We start from the raw sequence: 16,627 nt of genomic DNA on the forward strand, positions 1-16,627 counted from the left end.
AGCGAACCATGTGCGGCATCACCGGCTGGGTCGACTTCTCCCGCGACCTCACCGCCGAGTCCACCACCCTCGACGCCATGGTGCGAACCCTGGTCCGCCGCGGCCCCGACGCCGGCGGCAGCTGGCTCGACACCCACGCCGCCCTCGGCCACCGGCGCCTCGCGGTCATCGACCTCGAGGGCGGCGCCCAGCCCATGGCCACCCCGGAACGCGGCCCGCGCGGCGACCTGCCCCGCGCCGTGATCTCCTACGGCGGCGAGATCTACAACTACCGCGAACTGCGCGCCGAACTCGCCCTGCACGGACACCGGTTCACCACCACGAGCGACACCGAGGTCGCACTGCGCGCCTACCTTCAGTGGGGCGCCGACTTCGTCCACCGCCTCAACGGCATGTACTCCATCGCCGTCTGGGACACCGCCCGCGAGGAACTCCTCCTCGTCCGCGACCGCCTCGGCGTCAAACCCCTCTACTACCACCCGACCCCGCACGGCGTGCTCTTCGGCTCCGAACCCAAGGCCATCCTGGCCAACCCGCTGGTGACACCGAGCGCCTCCGCCGAGGAACTCTGCGACGCGCTGCTCTTCCTGCGCACCCCCGGCCGGGTCCCGTTCAAAGGCATGCGGGAGCTGAAGCCCGGCCATCTGCTGCGTGTCGGCCGCGACGGCCTGCGCGAGCAGCGGTACTGGGCACTGGAGGCACGCCCGCACACCGACGACCTGCCCACCACCATCGCCACCGTCCGCGACCTGCTGGACGACATCGTGCCGCGCCAGATGGTCGCCGACGTCCCCCTCGTCGCACTGCTCTCCGGCGGCCTGGACTCCAGCACCGTGACCGCCCTGGCCCAGCGCGTCCGCGCCGCCGAGGGCGGCCGGATCTCCACCTTCGCCGTCGACTTCGCCGGCCACAGCGAGAACTTCCGCGGCGACGCCATCCGCCCCACCCCCGACGGCCCCTACGCCCGCGCGGTCGCCGAACACGTCGGCAGCGCACACCACACGATCACCCTGGACCGGTCCCGCCTCCTCGACCCGGCCGTACGCCGGACCGTCCTCGCGGCCTGGGACCTGCCGTTCAACTTCGCCGACCTCGACGTCTCCCTGCACCAGCTCTTCGCGGCAGTCCGCGAACACGCCCCCGTGGCCCTCTCCGGCGAGGGCGCCGACGAAGTCTTCGGCGGCTACCTCTGGTTCTCCGACCCCGCCGCCCGCGCGGCCGAGACCTTCCCCTGGCTGGAACTCGGCGCGCACCGGGGCCTGGACCCCCGCGCACTGTTCCGCCCCGGCTTCGTCGAGGGCATCGACCTCGCGACCTACCAGGCCGACCTCTACCGCACCGCCCTGGCCGAGGTGCCCCGGCTCGACGGCGAGAACCCCGAGGAACGCCGTACGCGCGAACTCGGCCACCTCACCCTCACCCGCTGGCTGCCCATCCTGCTCGACAAGAAGGACCGCATGGGCATGGCGAACGGACTGGAGGGCCGGGTGCCGTTCTGCGACCACCGTCTCGTGGAGTACCTCTTCAACGTCCCCTGGGCGATGAAGACCTGCACCGGCCAGGAGAAGGGCCTGCTCCGCGAGGCGGCCGCCGACCTGCTGCCGCGGTCCGTCCTCCGCCGGACCAAGGCCGCGTACCCCTCCATCCAGGACCCCGCCTACGACCGCGCCCTCATCACCGGCCTGACCGGCGCGGCCACCGACGCGGAGGGCCCGCTCGCCGCCCACCTGGACCCGGCCGCCGTACGCCGGCTGACCGACCGGACGACGACCGCCACCCTCTCCGAGTTCGAACGCATCCTCCTGGAGTCCACGGTCCGTCTCGCCGACTGGCTGACCACCTACGGGGTGGACCTGGACCTCGACCCCGACCGTCTCACCCTGCAGGGAGCGAACTGATGCCACCGCGGACCACCACATCGACGTCGACGATCCCGGCGATCGAGATCCGGGAGACCGGCGGCCCCGATGTCCTCCTCCCCGTCGACCGGCCCGCACCGGGCGAGCCCGGCGAGGGCCACATCCTGGTCGAACTCGCCGCCGCCGGCGTGAACTTCATCGACATCTACCGCCGCGAGGGCCGCTATCCGCTGCCCCTGCCCGCCGTACCGGGCGAGGAGGGCTCCGGCACCGTACTGGCCGTCGGTCCCGGCGTCACCCGCTTCTCGGTCGGCGACCGCGTCGCCTGGACCACCGTCCTCGGCAGCTACGCCGGCCAGCTCCTCGTCCCCGAGGAGAAGGCCGTCGTCGTCCCCGACGGCATCGACCTGCACACCGCGGCCGCCGCACTCGTCCAGGGCATGACGGCCCACTACCTGGCCAACGACTCCTACCGCGCCCGCCCGGGCGAGACGGTCCTGCTGCACGCGGCGGCGGGCGGAGTGGGCCTGCTCCTCACCCAGCTGCTCAAGCGGCGCGGGGTACGCGTGATCGGCACGGTCTCCAGCGGCGAGAAGGAGAAACTGGCGGCGGCCAACGGCGTGGACGAGGTCATCCGCTACGACCACTGCGAGGACCTCGCCGCCGATGTGAAACGCCTGACCGACGGCGAGGGCGTGCACGCCGTCTACGACGGAGTGGGCGCCGCCACCTTCGACGCGAGCCTGGACAGCCTGCGCCGCCGGGGCACCCTCGTCGTCTTCGGCGGCGCGAGCGGCCCCGTACCCCCCGTCGACGTGATGCGGCTGCTCTGGGGCGGCTCACTGACCCTGACACGCCCCTACCTGGAGCACTTCAGGGCCACCGTGGAGGAGTTCACCTGGCGGGCCGGAGAGGTCTTCGAAGGCATCGCCGACGGCACTCTGCGCATCACGATCGGCGGCACGTACCCGCTGGCCCGCGCCCGCGAGGCACACGCCGACCTGGCCGCCCGCCGCACGACGGGCAAGCTGCTGCTCGTCCCCTAGCCACGTCCCTCTTCAGGACATGCCTCTTCAAGAAGTGCCTCTTCAGGAAGGCGAACCGCCCATGGGCGCGATAGTCGGCGCGGGACTGCTCTCCCACGCCCCCGTCATCATGTTCCCCGAAGCGCAGCGCGTCGAGGTCAACGGCGGCCACGACTTCACCCTGGCCACCGGCCTCATACGACTCCGCAGTGAGGTGATCGACACCACCGGCCACGACGCCGTACTGGTGCTCGACACCCACTGGGCCACCACGACCGAGACGGTCGTCACCGCCCACCGGCACCGGTCGGGGCGCTTCACCTCCGACGAGATGCCCAGCGAGGTGAGCCAGGTCCCGTACGCCATCCCGGGAGATCCGGAACTGGCCCACGCGGTGGCCGCGGCAGCCGAGAAGAACTCCCTCTTCCTCACGGCCAACGACGACCCCCACCTCCCTCTCCACTACGCCACCCTCAACCTCTGGAGCTACCTCGGCCGCCCCGACGTGCCATGGCTGTCGATGTCGGTCTGCCAGACCGCGACCGCCGAGGACCATCTGCGCCTGGGCGAGGCCGTCGTGGACGCGGTGGCCGGAGTGGCCCGGCGGGTACTGGTACTGGCCTCCGGCGGCCTCTCGCACCGCTTCTGGCCCCTGTCCGAACTCCGTGACCGGATGGCCGGCGACCCGGCCAACATCATCAGCCCGGCGGCCCGCGCCGCCGACGAACAACGCATCGCCTGGTTGGAGACCGGCCGCCACGACCAGGTCATCACCACCATGCCGGAGTACCGCCGACACGCCCCCGAAGGCGACTTCGGCCACTACCTGACCCTGGCCGGCGCCCTCGGCGGCCTCCGCTGCATCGCACCCGGCCGCCGCTACGGCGAGTACGAGAACGCGATCGGCACCGGCCAGGTACACCTCTGGTTCGACCGCCCCGCCGGAGGCTGGACGGACTGACCCACGCCCCACCCATCGACCCATGACAAGGAGACCCGGTGGCGATCGATCCGCAGCAACTCCGCACCTGCCTCGGCTACTTCGCCACCGGCGTCACCGTCGTCAGCTGCACGGCGGCCGACACCTGCCACGGCGCGACGGTGAACGCCTTCACCGCCGTCTCCCTGGACCCACCACTGGTCCTGATCTCCCTGGCCCGCACCTCGAAGGCGGCCCGCTTGCTGCCCGGCCGGCCGTTCACGGTCAACATCCTGTCCGAGGACCAGCACGACCTGGCCCTGCACTTCGCGGGCAGCCCCCAGGCCTCGGGCCCCGCCCCTTCCTGGCTCCCCGCACCGGCGCCCCTGGCCCCCGCCCTCAGCGGTTCCCTGGCCACGTTCGCCTGCTCACCCTGGGCCACCTACGACGGCGGCGACCACGTCCTCTTCCTGGGCCACGTCGAGCACATGACCCACCACCCCGAAAACGTCCCCCTGCTCTACTACCGCAGCTCATTCCACTCCGCGCCGGCGCCCCACGCCCGAACCGGACACCATGTCCGGAGTGGCCGGCCGGGCGCGAACCCAACCGAGCAGCACCACCGAACACAGGGCGGCCAACGCACACCACGTCGACACGAACTCCAGCCGCCACAGCACCCAGCAGGCCAACGCACCGACGGCGAGCAGGATCCCCAGCGCCGACAGCCTCCGGTCGCCGGACAGCAGTAGAGAGCCCAGGGTCGCCAGCAGATAGCCCGCCACGAGCAGCGGAGCGTGGGACAGCTCGAACGCGTACCCGACCGTACGGCCGCGGAGCTCGGCGGTCACCGTACCGGTCGCCAGGTCGTACGCGAGCACCGCGGCTGTCCCGCTCCCGACCACGACAAGGAACCCCAGCCGACGCCGGGCATACGCCGGGGCGGCACACCACACCCCGGCCGGCACCCACACCGCCAGCAGGGGCAGCGCGATGACGGCCCAGACGACGGTGGCGGGGCCGACACCACCGCCCGAGTCCCAGACCATCGACTCGACGATCTGATGCGCCCCGAGCCCCAGGGGCAGCGCGGCGAGCGGCAGATCCCGGCGGTCACGCACCCCCGCCACACAGACCACCCCGATGACCCCGACCCCGGCACCCGCCACAAGATCGGCCGTCCCACTCCAACACATCACGCCACCAGGGGGTCCACCGCCGCGCGTATCCACCTTGCCGCGGCCCACGCTACGTCGCGCTCGGCCGGCGGCCCGGGTGACACGCGTCGTGGACCGGACCGGTAGGGACGGGCTCGTACAAGAACACCGCCACCGCAGCGGGCGGCACGAGCGGCGACCGGCTCGGCTCCCTTCCGGGGTCGGTTGTGTTGCCCTGAGGCGCCGAACCCGGAAGGGACACGATGGCTATCGCACCGCTGTCACTTCTTCCAGGCCCAGTGCAGGCGATCGAGCCCGCTCTGGTTGTTCACCTTCAGGCTGAGGCGGGTGCCCGTGCCCTGGAGGGTGGTGAGGGAGTAGGTGTCACCGTTGCGCAGACCGGGCCAGTAGACCGAGCCCAGGCCCAGCTCCCGGATGGTGTCGGTCGCGGCCTGGATGTAGGCGACCTCACTGGAGCCGTTGACCGGGCCGTTGTAGTTCAGGCCGGAGGTCATGGTCGCGCCGAACTCGTCGAGGACGGTGCGTGAGGCGCAGTTGCCGATGCGCGCCTTGAAGTCCTGCTTCCACTGGTCGACGCTGGTCCAGTCGGTGTGCCAGAAGCCGTAGTTGTGCAGGGCGATCCGGGTGCCGTCGAGCCGGCTGTCGGCGCAGACGGGCTTGACGTCCTCGCTGTACTTGATGCCTCCGATGAGGACCCGGTCGCGGGGGATGGAGCGGTGCGTGGTCAGCCAGCGCGCGGCCACGTCGCGCCACTCCTGGGAGGTGTAGCCGAACGGCTCGTTCATCGGCTCGAAGTACACCTTGGAGTTGTCCTTGTAGGCGGAGGTGATCCGCGCCCACATCCGGTCCCAGGAGGCCTGGTCGTCGATCTTGCCGTCCTTGGCGTTGTCGGCCTCCCAGTAGCCCAGGATGACCTTGAAGCCCTTGGCGGTGGCGGCGTCGATCGCGGCCTGGTACGACTTCCAGAACGGGCCGTTCACGGAAGTGGGGTTGACCGGAAGGCGGACCGTGTTGGCGCCGAGCTTGGCGAACCCGCCGATGATCGCCTCGGACTTGGCGTAGGTCGTGGCATAGCTGTCGGAGGTGGACAGGCCCGAGGGCACGACCGCGTCGTCGGCGTAGTTGTCGCGCGGGTCGGCCCAGTTGACCCCGCGGAAGTCGCTGACGGGCGGCGGCGAGGCGTGGCGGGAGGCGGCTGCGGGAGCGGCGGACGCGGGGGAGGCGAGAGCCCCGCCGAAGGCCGTGACACCGGCCAGGAACGCCCCAAGGCAAGCTGTCCCGCGATGGTTCTTTCGACGCACGAAGTCCCTTTCTGGGCAGTTGAGTTCGCGACCCTTACTGCAGGTCGGCGGCTCTGTGGCTCCCGCAAAGTAGAAGAGACATCGAACAGAGGTCAACACATCTTCACATCAAATTTCATCAAGAACACAGGATCACGACGTGAGCAGGGTCAGACGCGAGCCCGTCAGCACCGCAGCCGCAGGTCCGCGTTGCCGTCGTCACGAACGTCGAACTGACCCCGGGCGGGGCCACAAGACGGGCGGCGGAATTCAGAATGACCTGGCGCGAGGCGGTTCCTATGCTCTCTCCTCATGGACGTGGATCAGCACCTACTGAACGTGGTCGATGTCGAAGCGACGTGCTGGGAGGGGCAGCCCCCACCCGGCCAGGTGAGCGAGATCATCGAGATCGGGCTCACCGTGGTCGATCTGCGTGCCCGGGAGCGCCTCGCCAAACACCGCCTGCTGGTACGCCCGGCCCGATCGGAAGTGAGCCCGTTCTGTACGGAGCTGACCGGGCTGACGCAGACCGACGTGGACGCGGGCCTGCCCTTCGCCGAGGCGTGCCGGGCGCTGGCAGCCCAGCATCGAGCGGGCCTGCTGCCGTGGGCCAGTTGGGGCGACTACGACCGTAACCAGTTCACTCGCCAATGCCGGCGCACACGTACCCAGTACCCCTTCGGCCACCGCCACACCAATGCCAAGGTCGCGTTCACCGCCTCCTACGGCCTGCGCCGACGCCCCGGAATGGCCGAGGCGCTGAGGGCGGCCGGCCTCCCGCTGGAGGGCCGCCACCACCGAGGTGACGACGACGCGTGGAACATCGCGGCCCTGGTGCTGGATCTGGCCGGGCGTGGAGACTGGCCCGAGGGCTGAGGTCGCGTGGGACAGGCCCGACAGGAGGACCTGACGGAGTCCTACCAGGCGGCGAGCGCGGCCGGTTCGCCGAGGCGGGCGGCCGCCGTCTGCCAGGCGGCCGTCACCGCGGTATGCGCCTGCGCGGTGCTTGGGGCATGACCGCCGGTCAGGGTGAGCGGTGCCCCTATGTGGACGTGCAGGCCCGGCCGGCGCAGTGGCGCGGTGACCAGCCCCGCGAGCTGCTTGGCCGTGGTGCCCGAGGTAACCCGGCGTGCCCCGGCCTGGCCGACCGGGACGACGGGCGCGCCGGTGCGCTCGGCGAGCCGGGACAGGCCGCTGCGGAACGCTTCCGGTGCGGCTTCGGCGGCGTCCTTGCGGAGCGGGAGCCCACCCTCGGCATAGATGAGGACGAGCCGCCCCTTCTCCAGCGCGGCCGCAGCGAGGTCAAGTGCGTGGGCGGCGCGCCGGTCGTTGCGGTACACAGGGATGTGCCCTTCACGGGCGAGCGCGCGGCCGAGCAGGGGGATGCGCCACAGGCCGGCGGCAGCCATGACGACCGGCTGGACACCGAGACGGTGCAGCGCGGCGCAGACGACGGCGGGGTCGGCGAGCGAGGTGTGGTTCGCGGCGATGATGCTGCCCGGCGCCAGGTCGGCACCGGCATCGGCGGTGACGCTGAGACGACCGACGGCAGGCACCAGGATGTCGGCGAGGCGGCTGAGCATGTGGGTCTCCCGGTCTGAACGGTGGTGACCTTCATCGTCGGCGGGCGGGCGGCGCCCGGCCTGAGCGCTCGTACTCAATTCCACGGGGGCCGGTACCCAGGCTCGGTTTCGTGCTGCCGCTGAAGTCCGTCGAGGTGGGGGCGGGGGCACCGAGGCCACCCCCGTATGGGCATGCCCGCCCCGAGCGTTCTGCCACTGCGACGGCTGGCGCACGGTGGCGGTCCGCCCTTCCGGATCTCACACCAAATCGCTCCCTCCGCCCACTTCAGGTCCGAGCTGTTCGACGCGGTCGACGCGCCGCCAAGTCCGAGCCACGGCCGCCGGGCACGAAAAGGGCCGCCCCGGCGAACACCCCGGCGGGCGGCGCCGATCCGCGTTTCGAAAACGGGCCGCTCGCGGTCGTCGACGTCGAGGACGGCCAGGTCCTTGCGTACCTCAAGCTCGAGACGGACCTCACGGAGACCCACTAAGGGGTGAAGACCTCTTCGAGGCGGTCGATGGCTCCGTTGCTGCCCAGGTGGTAGGTGAACACCAGCCCGGAGTCAGGGTGTGCATCGAGCCAGTCGAGGAACTCCTGGACCCCGATGTGCTGATTCTCGGTGCTTTCCACGATGGGGTTGGTCACCGTGACGAATGCGGCCTGATCCATCGGGATGTAGGTCTGTTTGCCGACTGTCTCGAACGGTGCGCCGTCCGAGTCAGGGGTGCCGCATCCCCAATTGCCGTGCTTGACGATCAAGCTCAGAGATCCCCCTTCCGGGGTGTAGCGGTAGACCGCGATCTCGTCGGGCGAGATGGGCATCTTGTGGTCACAGTCGTCACCAGCGCCGTCAGCGCCGTCAGCACCCCCTGAGCCCGTCGCCGTGGGCGCCGACGGCTTGGAAGCCGGAGTGCTCCCGGGGGACTTGACGCCGCTTCCTGTGCCCGCGGAAGCCTCTGCGCCGGGCTTCTTGCCCGTAGTGTCGGCGCTCGCTCCCGTCTTGTCGTCGGTGCCGCTCGAAACCGTCGCGCTCGGTTTCACGTCACTGTCCGCACCCTCCGTGCCGCCGTCACCGGAGCAGCCTGTGAGGCCCAGCGCCCCTGCGGCGCATACACCCAGCACGACTGCTCGGACGGCGCCCGGTCTGCGGCGGCTCTTCCTCGGCGTCAGGTACATGGTTCGTCCCCCATCTTGCTTGTTCGACGTCTCCGTGAGCCTCGTCGGCTCGGGAGGAAGGGACGAGTTTCAGCCATCGGCAGTTGCACGTCCTGGCCAGATTCTGCACGATGACCACCGGCATGCACCCATGGACCGGCGGCGGTTGGCGTTATGTCCGGCGCATCCCCATCTTTGACAGCGCGGTTTGCCGGTCCTGGCCGAGTTTGTCCCGCCTGGCCTTGGTATTCGATACCCATACGCCCAGAGGGCCGACCCGATGCCCCGGGCCGGCCTTATGGCGCCGACACGCTAGCGCTCGGAGGTGGTCGGCCGGGTGTCCGTGTCCTCCTGGCCCTGGGCCGTGGCGGCGGGGCGCTGGGCCTTGGTGTTGTTCTTCAGGCGCTCCAGCGTGCGCGTCAGCTGTTGGAACGGCGACGTCGTCCGCGTCCCGGGCCGCTGCTGTCCGGCGACAGCGGCCTCGGCGGACTCGCGGTAGGCGGCGAGCGCCTCGTGGGCGCGGTCGGTCGCCTCCCGGTACAGGTCCCGGGACTTCGTCATGGCCTCCAGCGCCTCGGCGTACATCGCCACCCGTTTCCGTTCCCGGGCGAGTTCCTCCTCGAGAGTGAGGAGGTGCCAGTCCTCCCGCAGCGCGGCGAGGGCCTCGTCGGCGCCGTCCGGCAGCGGCCGCGGCAGCGCGGCGAACCGTGTCACCGCAGCGACGAGGTCGGCCGGCTCCGAACCGTCCAGGAACACCGTGCGTACGGTGAAGTCCTCGGCGTCGTAGCCGGACGGGGCCGGGGTGCCGGGCAGCACCGCCGCGCCGCCGCGCGGCACCTCCACGTCGAACTCCCGCAGCGCCCAGTTCAAGACCCGCAGCTGGTGCGGCGCGGCCCGGTGTTCCACGACGCGGTGACGCAGGCTCGGCGGCAGCCATCGCGTAAGAGGCAGCCGACCGCGCTCGTCCGTGGTCATGGCTTCGTGGATCACGACGTGGACGCACCATCCGCCGCGCCCGGAGTCCCTGAGCAGGCGCCGTGTGTCCTTGTCCTCCTCCGGCAGGGTGGTGATCCTGCTCAGCGACAAGCCTGTGGCGGCGTCGTGGTCCCAGTCGCCGTACTCCGGCCAGAACCGGGTGACGGGGGACGGCCATGCCGGGTCCCACGGCTGTTCCGCCTCCGCGAGCAGGGTCCACTCCCGCCCGCCGCCCAGGTCGGGCGCGAGGCTCAGCCGGGCACGTACGGTCACTTCGTCGGAAGCCCGCCAGCGGGCCTCGAAGACCCGCTCCGGTGAGTCGCCCCCGGCGTCGGGCACTTCCAGGAAGTCGTCGATGACCTGGCTGTCCTTGAGCTGCCGCAGGGTGCGACGGAGTACGCCTTCCGCGTCGGGTCCGACGTGGCGGCCGCGAGCCGGCCACACCGTGGGGGGAGTCGTGGGACGGGCTATGGGGGAGGTCGGCATAAGTCCACCGGGAAGCAGGGGCACGTGCGCATGACAGTATCGCCGCCGCGGCCCGGTGGAGATCACCGGGGTCCCGCCGGCCTCCGCCTGCACCGCGCCGACCTTCCCGAGCAACCCCAGACTTCGGCGAACCGGCTTACTGCTCATGCTCCCCGGCTTGGCCTTCGTCTCGTGGACGCCCCTCGTCATCGGCTCGCGATCACTGTCACCGGGCAAGAGACAGGCCCTGGACGCCGGTGAAGGCAACTCGGTCTGCTCCCGCGCCGCGGCGATCGTCCCGCTCGGGTGAAGGCGCTGCTCGAGTCCCTCATCGGCGTGGCGTGAGTTGTCAGTCCTCCGCGGGCAACACGCGGGTCACCTTGCCGTCGGTGTCGGCCTCAAGATAGCCGGACTGGTTGTACTCGTCGCTCAGGTAGACGGCGATTCCGGCCGGGGTGTCGAAGATGTCGTTGGGCTGTCTCACCACCAGGTAGCGGCTCTCGGGATCGGCGACGTTGAGCTTCTTCTCCGCCTCCTTGAGGAGTGCGGGAACCTTGTCCCAGTTGAAGTCGTCGAGGCTGATGGGCTGTTCGCCGCCTGCGAGGGTGCCCTTGATGATGCCCTTCTCCACGCCCTGCCCCGGCCGGTAGGTGTAGGTGTCGTACTTCGTGTCACTGCCCTCGACCATGAGCTGGGCCGACACGAAATCCGGGTAGACCGTGAAGTCACCGAACATGTCCCGGCCGGTCTCCTCCTCGAACGCCTTGATCGCGGTGCGGATGCCGTCCGGAGTCAGCATGTCGTCGGTGTTCGAGTCCTTCGGCTGCTGGGTCGTCGGGGTGGCATCGGTCGGTGAGGCGGTCGACTTCGGGGCCGAGGTGGTGGGCGAGTCGCTCGCGTCCGAGTCGCGAGCGTCGGCTCCCAAGGGCAGCAGCCACCACAGCAGGACCAGGGCTCCGGCGAGCGAGGCTCCCGACATGCTCAGCAGGACGGCGAGGCGCGGTGCGCGTCGGCGTACCGCGCCTACGGGTGCGGTCACCGGCTGGTGCGGAGCATGCCCCGGCATTGACTGGACCGGCGGCGGGCCGAACCCGGCGGTGGCGGCACGCGCCGGGTCGGCAGCGCCTATGCCGACCCCGAAGGAAGGGTACGGCGAGGAGGGAACGCCGGACGGGGCGAACGTGGTCGGCGAGCCGAAGCCGCCCGGGTGTGGAGGGGCCGGGTGGGGGGAGGGCGACGGCGGATTCAGCGGAAACGAGGTGGGCTCGTCCCACGCCGCCGGAGCGGTCGGCCCCGACTCGACCTCGGCCAGTCGCAGGTCCAGTACGGCTGCCGACGGCCGTGCCGACGGATCTCGCACGAGCACACTCATCAGGACGTCGCCCAGGGCACCGGCGCGCACCGGAGGTGAGACGTCGTCGTTGAGGACAGCGGCGAGGGTGGCCAGGGTGGTGCCCCGGCGCAGCGGGTGGTGGCCCTCCACTGCGGTGTACAGCATCATCGCCAGCGACCACAGGTCGGAGGCGGATCCGCCCTCGTGCCCCGATATGCGCTCCGGTGCCATGAAGTCGGGCGTACCGATGATGGAGCCGGTGGCAGTGAGGCCGGTCGTCTCGCGGATCGCGGCGATACCGAAGTCGGTGAGGACGGGACGCCCGTCGGGGCGCAGCAGGACGTTGGCCGGCTTGACGTCCCGGTGCTGGATACCGACGTCGTGCGCGGCGGTCAGTGCGGCCAGCACCTGCCGACCGATCCGCGCCGCCTCGGCCGGCGCCATCGGGCCCTGGGCCAGCCGGTCGGCCAGCGAGCCACCGCTGACCAGTTCCATCACGATCCACGGGTACGTGCCGTCGCCGCCGTCGACAATGTGGTGGATGGTGACGACGTTCGGATGGTCGATACGGGCCAGTGCCCTGGCCTCACGCAGCACCCGCTCGCGCAGCATCCGCGCGCCGTCGGGGTCGTACTCGGCGAGGTCCCGGTCGGGCGGGCGGACCTCCTTGACGGCCACGAGCCTGTGCAGCACCAGGTCCCTGGCCCGCCAGACCGTCCCCATCCCGCCGCCGCCAAGGCGGGTCTCCAACTCGAAGCGCCCGTCGACGACTCGTCTTTCGGGTCCTCTGTCGTCCTCGTTCATGGGCGGATCCTAATTGCCGTCACCGACAGCCTTCGCCGCCCCGCGGACCGGCCGGGCCGACAGCCCCTTGCATGGGGTGGAGGAACAGGCCGGTTCGGCGCGCGGGGCGGGAAGCAGCACGCCGTCGACCTGAGCGGCGACCTGGTACCGACGGTCCAACCCACCTTGGTCTCCTTCGTCTGCGAGGGCACCGAGTACCAGGGCTACGGTGGCAGGAAGTCCCACGGGAAGACCGTGCTCGCTGTCGCGGGTGGTGTCACGAGCTCAGGACAGCGTGATGCCGAGTCGCTCCGCGAGTTCGTGGGCGCTGACGCCGTAGGTCTCCCGGATCCGTACGCCGTCGGGGCCGACGTCGAAGACGCCGTGGTCCGTGTAGACACGGCTGACGCAGCCGGTGCCGGTCAGCGGGTAGGTGCACCGGGGCACGAGCTTCGGCTCACCCGAGCGGGTGAAGAGCGTCATCATCACGTAGACGTCCTTGGCGCCGATGGCGAGGTCCATGGCGCCGCCGACGGCAGGGATGTCGTCGGGCCTGCCGGTGTGCCAGTTGGCGAGGTCGCCGTCGAAGGCGACCTGGTACGCCCCGAGGACGCAGACGTCGAGGTGCCCGCCGCGCATCATCGCGAAGGAGTCGGCGTGGTGGAAGTACGCCGCCCCCGGCAGCTCGGTCACCGGCACCTTGCCGGCGTTGGTCAGGTCGGGGTCGACCGCGTCGCCCTCGGCCTTCGGGCCCATATTGAGCATGCCGTTCTCGGTGTGCAGCACCACCCCGGAGTCGGCAGGCAGATGGTCGGCGATCTTGGTGGGCTGCCCGATACCGAGGTTGACGAAAGCACCGGCCGGGATGTCGCGCGCGACGACGGCGGCCAGCTCGTCCATCGAGAGCCGGTGGTCGGCGCTCCTCGGCACCCCGGCGTACGGCTGGCCGCTCGACGTGGTGGTTGACGTGGTGGTCATCGTGCCCCCTGCACGGTGTAGTGACGGGCCGCCACCTGGACGACGCGGTCGACGTAGATGGACGGGGTGACGACGGCCTCGGGGTCGAGCATCCCGGGCTCGACGACCTCGTCGACCTGGACGATGGTCGTCGTCGCGGCCGTGGCCATGACCGGTCCGAAGTTGCGGGCGGTCTTGCGAAAGACGAGGTTGCCCAGCGCATCCGCGACGTGCGCGCCGATCAGCGCGTAGTCGCCCCTGATGGGGTACTCCAGCAGGTACTTCCGACCGTCGATCTCACGCTCCTCCTTGCCCTCGGCCAGCGGCGTGCCGACCGCGGTCGGGCAGTAGAACGCGCCGATGCCGGCACCTGCCGCGCGCATCCGCTCGGCGAGGTTGCCCTGCGGCACCACCTCGAGCTCGATCTTCCCCTCGCGATAGAGGCCGTCGAAGACCCAGGAGTCGGCCTGGCGCGGAAAGGAGCAGAGCACCTTGCGCACCCGGCCGGCGGCCAGCAGCGCGGCCAGCCCTACCTCGCCGTTGCCCGCGTTGTTGGACACGATGGTGAGGTCCTTCGCACCCTGCCGGATGAGCGCGTCGATCAGGTCGAACGGCATCCCGGCCAAGCCGAAGCCGCCGACGAGGATCGTGGACCCGTCCTCGATCCCGGCCACCGCCGCGTCGGCGCTCTCGACTATCTCCGCCCTGCTCACTTGCCCGCCTCCGTGACGTCGCAGTTCTCGAGTACGACGGCCAGCCCCTGACCGACCCCGATACAGATCGCGGCGACGCCGTAGCGCTGCCTCTTCTCGCGCAGCACCTTGGCCAGCGTGGCGAGGACACGACCGCCGGAGGCGCCCAGCGGGTGTCCGATCGCGATGGCGCCACCCTTCTGGTTGACGATGGCGGGGTCGATCTTCCACGCGTCGAGGCAGGCGAGCGACTGCACGGCGAAGGCCTCGTTGAGCTCGACCGCGCCCACCTGGTCCCAGCCGATGCCGGCCCGGACCAGCGCACGGTTCGCGGCCTCGACCGGGGCGTAGCCGAAGGACTGCGGCTCCAGCGCCATCACGCCGCGGCCGGCGATGCGCGCGATCGGGTCGGCCCCGATCGTGGTTGCGGCCTGCTCGCTGCCCAGCAGCACCGCGGAGGCGCCGTCGTTGAGCGGGCTGGCGTTGCCCGCGGTGATGGTGCCGCCCTGCTCCGGTGTACGGAAGACCGGCTTGAGCCCGGCCAGCACCTCCGGCGTGGATCCGGCTCGGATGCCCTCGTCGCGGGTCAGGTCGACGCCTTCGACCGGCACCACCAGGTCGTCGTAGAAGCCCGACTCCCAGGCCGCGTGGGCGAGTCGGTGGGAGCGGGCGGCGAACTCGTCCTGCCGCTCGCGGGAGATCCCGAAGTGCTCCCGGAGCTGCTCGTTGGACTCGCCGAGGCTGACCGTCCATTCCTTCGGCATCCGCGGGTTGACCAGTCGCCAGCCGAGCGTGGTCGAGACCGCGGTGACGTCGCCGGCCGGGAACGGTTTCGCCGACTTGGGCAGCACCCACGGCGCACGCGTCATCGACTCCACGCCACCGGTCAGCACCACCTCGGCGTCGCCGGACTCGATCGTCCGGCTCGCGGTCATCGCCGCGTCGAGGCTGGAGCCGCACAGCCGGTTGACCGTGGTGCCGGGCACGCTCACCGGAAGCCCGGCGAGCAGCGCCGCCATACGGCCGACGTTGCGGTTCTCCTCGCCGGCGCCGTTGGCGTTGCCCCACACCACGTCGTCGATCGCGGCGTGGTCCAGGCCCGGCACCTTGGCGAGCGTCGAGGTGATGGCGGCGGCGGCGAGATCGTCGGGGCGCACCCCGGCCAGCGCGCCGTTGAAACGGCCGAACGGCGTCCGCGTCGCGGCGTAGAGGAAAGCACTCATGACAACGACGCTAATTCCGGGACGCGATATTCTGAAGTACGCATATCCGAGCCGATTGATATGGACGACATATGGATCTGCGACATCTGCGCTACTTCGTGGCCGTGGCCGAAGAACGCCACTTCGGTCGCGCCGCCGAGCGGCTCCACATGGCCCAGCCGCCGCTCTCCCAGCAGATCCGCCAGCTCGAGGCCGAGCTCGGCGTCGAACTGCTGCAACGCACCACACGCCGCGTCGACCTCACCGAGGCCGGCCGGGCCTACCTCCAACGGGCGCGCGCGATCCTCGCCGACGTCGACGAGGCCGCCCACCACGCACGGCGTGTCGCCGCCGGCACGGTCGGCCACCTCACGATCGGGTGCGTGGGCTCGGCGACGTACAGCCTCCTGCCCACACTCTCGCGGCGGCTCTCGGAGGAACTTCCCGGCGTCGACTTCTCCTTCCGCGGCGAGATGCTCGCGCCCGACCAGGCCGAGGCGCTGCGCACCGGCGCGATCGACGTCGCGCTGCTGCGTCCTCCGGTGGCCGACCTCTCCCTCACCGTGCGCACCCTGCGACGGGACCGGCTCGTCGTCGCCGTACCGGTCCACCACCCCCTCGCCCGCCGGAAACGGCTGCGGGCAGCGGACCTCGCCGGTGCCGACCTGATCGTGCACTCCGCCGACCGCCGTTCGGTGATGTACGAGATCGTCCTGGGCCTTCTGCGCGACGCCGGGGTCGAGCCACGCATCCGCCACGAGGTCGGCGAAACCTCGACGCTGGTCACGCTCGTGGCCGGCGGCCTCGGTGTCGCCGTCGTACCCGAGCCCGTGACCGCGCTGGCGCTCGACGGCGTCGCCTACCTACCGCTGGCCGGGGCCGACGCACGCGTGGAGCTGGCCGTGGCCCACCGCGCCGACCGCTCCGAGCCGCACCTGGCGCGCACCGTGGCGATCATCCAGGCGACATTCTGAGACATCACCGCGCCGGACAGGGCGCCCCGGCCTGGCGCAACCCTGCCTGGCGACGTCGGGCGACCCAGTCGGCCCGGTGCGGGCGTCGGACCGAGCCGCTGACGCCATCGGCCTGCGGCACCGCCGCCCCAACGGCCGTACCTCCCTCGGGCCGGCCTTCACCACTTGGTCCGGCCGCAGCCGGACTCCGACGTACGCGCCCATAACCATGCGACCCGCGGCTGGTGCCGCGCGGCTCCACGGCCGGACCGGCAGGACCAGGAGGAA

General features: G+C 71.0%; 16 protein-coding genes and 1 pseudogene. 7 read left to right on the plus strand and 10 right to left on the minus strand.

The window, feature by feature from the left end; all coding sequences use genetic code 11:
* Nucleotides 1-8 precede the first annotated feature (8 nt).
* The 4 genes and pseudogenes from asnB to SGFS_RS50710 form a co-directional block, all read left to right on the plus strand.
* A complete protein-coding gene (asnB, locus tag SGFS_RS50695; protein WP_286259634.1) occupies nt 9-1,898 on the plus strand; it encodes an asparagine synthase (glutamine-hydrolyzing) in 1,890 nt (629 codons plus the stop codon).
* Nucleotides 1,898-2,905, plus strand: a complete 1,008-nt coding sequence (locus SGFS_RS50700; protein ID WP_286259635.1) for a quinone oxidoreductase family protein — start codon at nt 1,898-1,900, stop codon at nt 2,903-2,905. The genes asnB and SGFS_RS50700 overlap by 1 nt, the downstream gene beginning before the upstream one ends.
* A gap of 61 nt (nt 2,906-2,966) precedes the next feature.
* A complete protein-coding gene (locus SGFS_RS50705) occupies nt 2,967-3,845 on the plus strand; it encodes a DODA-type extradiol aromatic ring-opening family dioxygenase (RefSeq protein ID WP_286259636.1) in 879 nt (292 codons plus the stop codon).
* Nucleotides 3,846-3,883: 38 nt separating this feature from the next.
* Nucleotides 3,884-4,288 (plus strand): annotated as a pseudogene (locus tag SGFS_RS50710) (flavin reductase family protein); the annotation flags it as partial.
* 48 nt (nt 4,289-4,336) lie between these two features.
* Here the strand turns inward: SGFS_RS50710 and SGFS_RS50715 are convergent.
* Both SGFS_RS50715 and SGFS_RS50720 read right to left on the minus strand, forming a co-directional pair.
* The gene (locus SGFS_RS50715; protein WP_286260438.1) at nt 4,337-4,999 is read right to left on the minus strand and encodes a DUF6629 family protein; all 663 of its coding nucleotides are present in this window, start codon (nt 4,997-4,999) and stop codon (nt 4,337-4,339) included.
* A gap of 242 nt (nt 5,000-5,241) precedes the next feature.
* Nucleotides 5,242-6,282, minus strand: coding sequence for a glycoside hydrolase family 5 protein (locus SGFS_RS50720; protein WP_286259637.1), 1,041 nt, complete (start codon nt 6,280-6,282; stop codon nt 5,242-5,244).
* A 291-nt stretch (nt 6,283-6,573) separates the two neighbouring features.
* Between SGFS_RS50720 and SGFS_RS50725 the strand changes: the two genes are divergently transcribed.
* A complete protein-coding gene (locus tag SGFS_RS50725) occupies nt 6,574-7,137 on the plus strand; it encodes a 3'-5' exonuclease (protein ID WP_286259638.1) in 564 nt (187 codons plus the stop codon).
* A 41-nt stretch (nt 7,138-7,178) separates the two neighbouring features.
* Here SGFS_RS50725 and SGFS_RS50730 read toward each other — a convergent pair whose 3' ends face one another.
* The 3 genes from SGFS_RS50730 to SGFS_RS50740 form a co-directional block, all read right to left on the minus strand.
* A complete protein-coding gene (locus tag SGFS_RS50730; protein WP_286259639.1) occupies nt 7,179-7,844 on the minus strand; it encodes a lysophospholipid acyltransferase family protein in 666 nt (221 codons plus the stop codon).
* Between the two features lie 466 nt (nt 7,845-8,310).
* A complete protein-coding gene (locus SGFS_RS50735; RefSeq protein WP_286259640.1) occupies nt 8,311-9,000 on the minus strand; it encodes a hypothetical protein in 690 nt (229 codons plus the stop codon).
* Nucleotides 9,001-9,291: 291 nt separating this feature from the next.
* The gene (locus SGFS_RS50740) at nt 9,292-10,440 is read right to left on the minus strand and encodes a hypothetical protein (protein ID WP_286259641.1); all 1,149 of its coding nucleotides are present in this window, start codon (nt 10,438-10,440) and stop codon (nt 9,292-9,294) included.
* A 157-nt stretch (nt 10,441-10,597) separates the two neighbouring features.
* On the opposite strand from SGFS_RS50740, the gene SGFS_RS50745 reads away from it, so the two are divergent.
* A complete protein-coding gene (locus SGFS_RS50745) occupies nt 10,598-10,729 on the plus strand; it encodes a hypothetical protein (RefSeq protein ID WP_286259642.1) in 132 nt (43 codons plus the stop codon).
* Nucleotides 10,730-10,768: 39 nt separating this feature from the next.
* On the opposite strand, the gene SGFS_RS50750 is transcribed toward SGFS_RS50745, so the two are convergent.
* From SGFS_RS50750 to SGFS_RS50770, 5 genes are all read right to left on the minus strand, one after another.
* Nucleotides 10,769-12,556: a serine/threonine-protein kinase gene (locus SGFS_RS50750; protein ID WP_286259644.1), complete on the minus strand. Its 1,788-nt coding sequence runs from the start codon at nt 12,554-12,556 to the stop codon at nt 10,769-10,771.
* A 9-nt stretch (nt 12,557-12,565) separates the two neighbouring features.
* On the minus strand, nt 12,566-12,715 hold the full coding sequence (locus SGFS_RS50755) for a hypothetical protein (protein WP_286259645.1): 150 nt from the start codon (nt 12,713-12,715) through the stop codon (nt 12,566-12,568).
* Between the two features lie 105 nt (nt 12,716-12,820).
* Complete coding sequence (locus SGFS_RS50760; protein ID WP_286259647.1) at nt 12,821-13,513, minus strand: 3-oxoacid CoA-transferase subunit B; 693 nt, start codon at nt 13,511-13,513, stop codon at nt 12,821-12,823.
* Nucleotides 13,510-14,205 (minus strand): 3-oxoacid CoA-transferase subunit A, encoded by a 696-nt coding sequence (locus tag SGFS_RS50765; RefSeq protein WP_286259648.1) that lies wholly within the window; start codon nt 14,203-14,205, stop codon nt 13,510-13,512. The genes SGFS_RS50760 and SGFS_RS50765 overlap by 4 nt, the downstream gene beginning before the upstream one ends.
* A complete protein-coding gene (locus SGFS_RS50770) occupies nt 14,202-15,407 on the minus strand; it encodes a thiolase family protein (RefSeq protein ID WP_286259651.1) in 1,206 nt (401 codons plus the stop codon). Before SGFS_RS50770 ends, SGFS_RS50765 begins: the two co-directional genes overlap by 4 nt.
* Nucleotides 15,408-15,478: 71 nt before the next feature.
* On the opposite strand from SGFS_RS50770, the gene SGFS_RS50775 reads away from it, so the two are divergent.
* Nucleotides 15,479-16,360, plus strand: a complete 882-nt coding sequence (locus SGFS_RS50775) for a LysR substrate-binding domain-containing protein (RefSeq protein WP_286259652.1) — start codon at nt 15,479-15,481, stop codon at nt 16,358-16,360.
* Nucleotides 16,361-16,627: the final 267 nt, after the last annotated feature.

This window comes from Streptomyces graminofaciens (assembly GCF_030294945.1).
Lineage (GTDB): Bacteria > Actinomycetota > Actinomycetes > Streptomycetales > Streptomycetaceae > Streptomyces > Streptomyces graminofaciens.

Excerpts from the sequence above, each read along its gene's own strand:
- asnB (WP_286259634.1), top strand. The coding sequence starts at position 9 with ATGTGCGGCATCACCGGCTGGGTCGACTTCTCCCGCGACCTCACCGCC.
- SGFS_RS50700 (WP_286259635.1), top strand. The coding sequence starts at position 1,898 with ATGCCACCGCGGACCACCACATCGACGTCGACGATCCCGGCGATCGAG.
- SGFS_RS50705 (WP_286259636.1), top strand. The coding sequence starts at position 2,967 with ATGGGCGCGATAGTCGGCGCGGGACTGCTCTCCCACGCCCCCGTCATC.
- SGFS_RS50715 (WP_286260438.1), bottom strand. The coding sequence starts at position 4,999 with ATGTGTTGGAGTGGGACGGCCGATCTTGTGGCGGGTGCCGGGGTCGGG.
- SGFS_RS50725 (WP_286259638.1), top strand. The coding sequence starts at position 6,574 with ATGGACGTGGATCAGCACCTACTGAACGTGGTCGATGTCGAAGCGACG.
- SGFS_RS50730 (WP_286259639.1), bottom strand. The coding sequence starts at position 7,844 with ATGCTCAGCCGCCTCGCCGACATCCTGGTGCCTGCCGTCGGTCGTCTC.
- SGFS_RS50735 (WP_286259640.1), bottom strand. The coding sequence starts at position 9,000 with ATGTACCTGACGCCGAGGAAGAGCCGCCGCAGACCGGGCGCCGTCCGA.
- SGFS_RS50740 (WP_286259641.1), bottom strand. The coding sequence starts at position 10,440 with ATGCCGACCTCCCCCATAGCCCGTCCCACGACTCCCCCCACGGTGTGG.
- SGFS_RS50750 (WP_286259644.1), bottom strand. The coding sequence starts at position 12,556 with ATGAACGAGGACGACAGAGGACCCGAAAGACGAGTCGTCGACGGGCGC.
- SGFS_RS50760 (WP_286259647.1), bottom strand. The coding sequence starts at position 13,513 with ATGACCACCACGTCAACCACCACGTCGAGCGGCCAGCCGTACGCCGGG.
- SGFS_RS50770 (WP_286259651.1), bottom strand. The coding sequence starts at position 15,407 with ATGAGTGCTTTCCTCTACGCCGCGACGCGGACGCCGTTCGGCCGTTTC.
- SGFS_RS50775 (WP_286259652.1), top strand. The coding sequence starts at position 15,479 with ATGGATCTGCGACATCTGCGCTACTTCGTGGCCGTGGCCGAAGAACGC.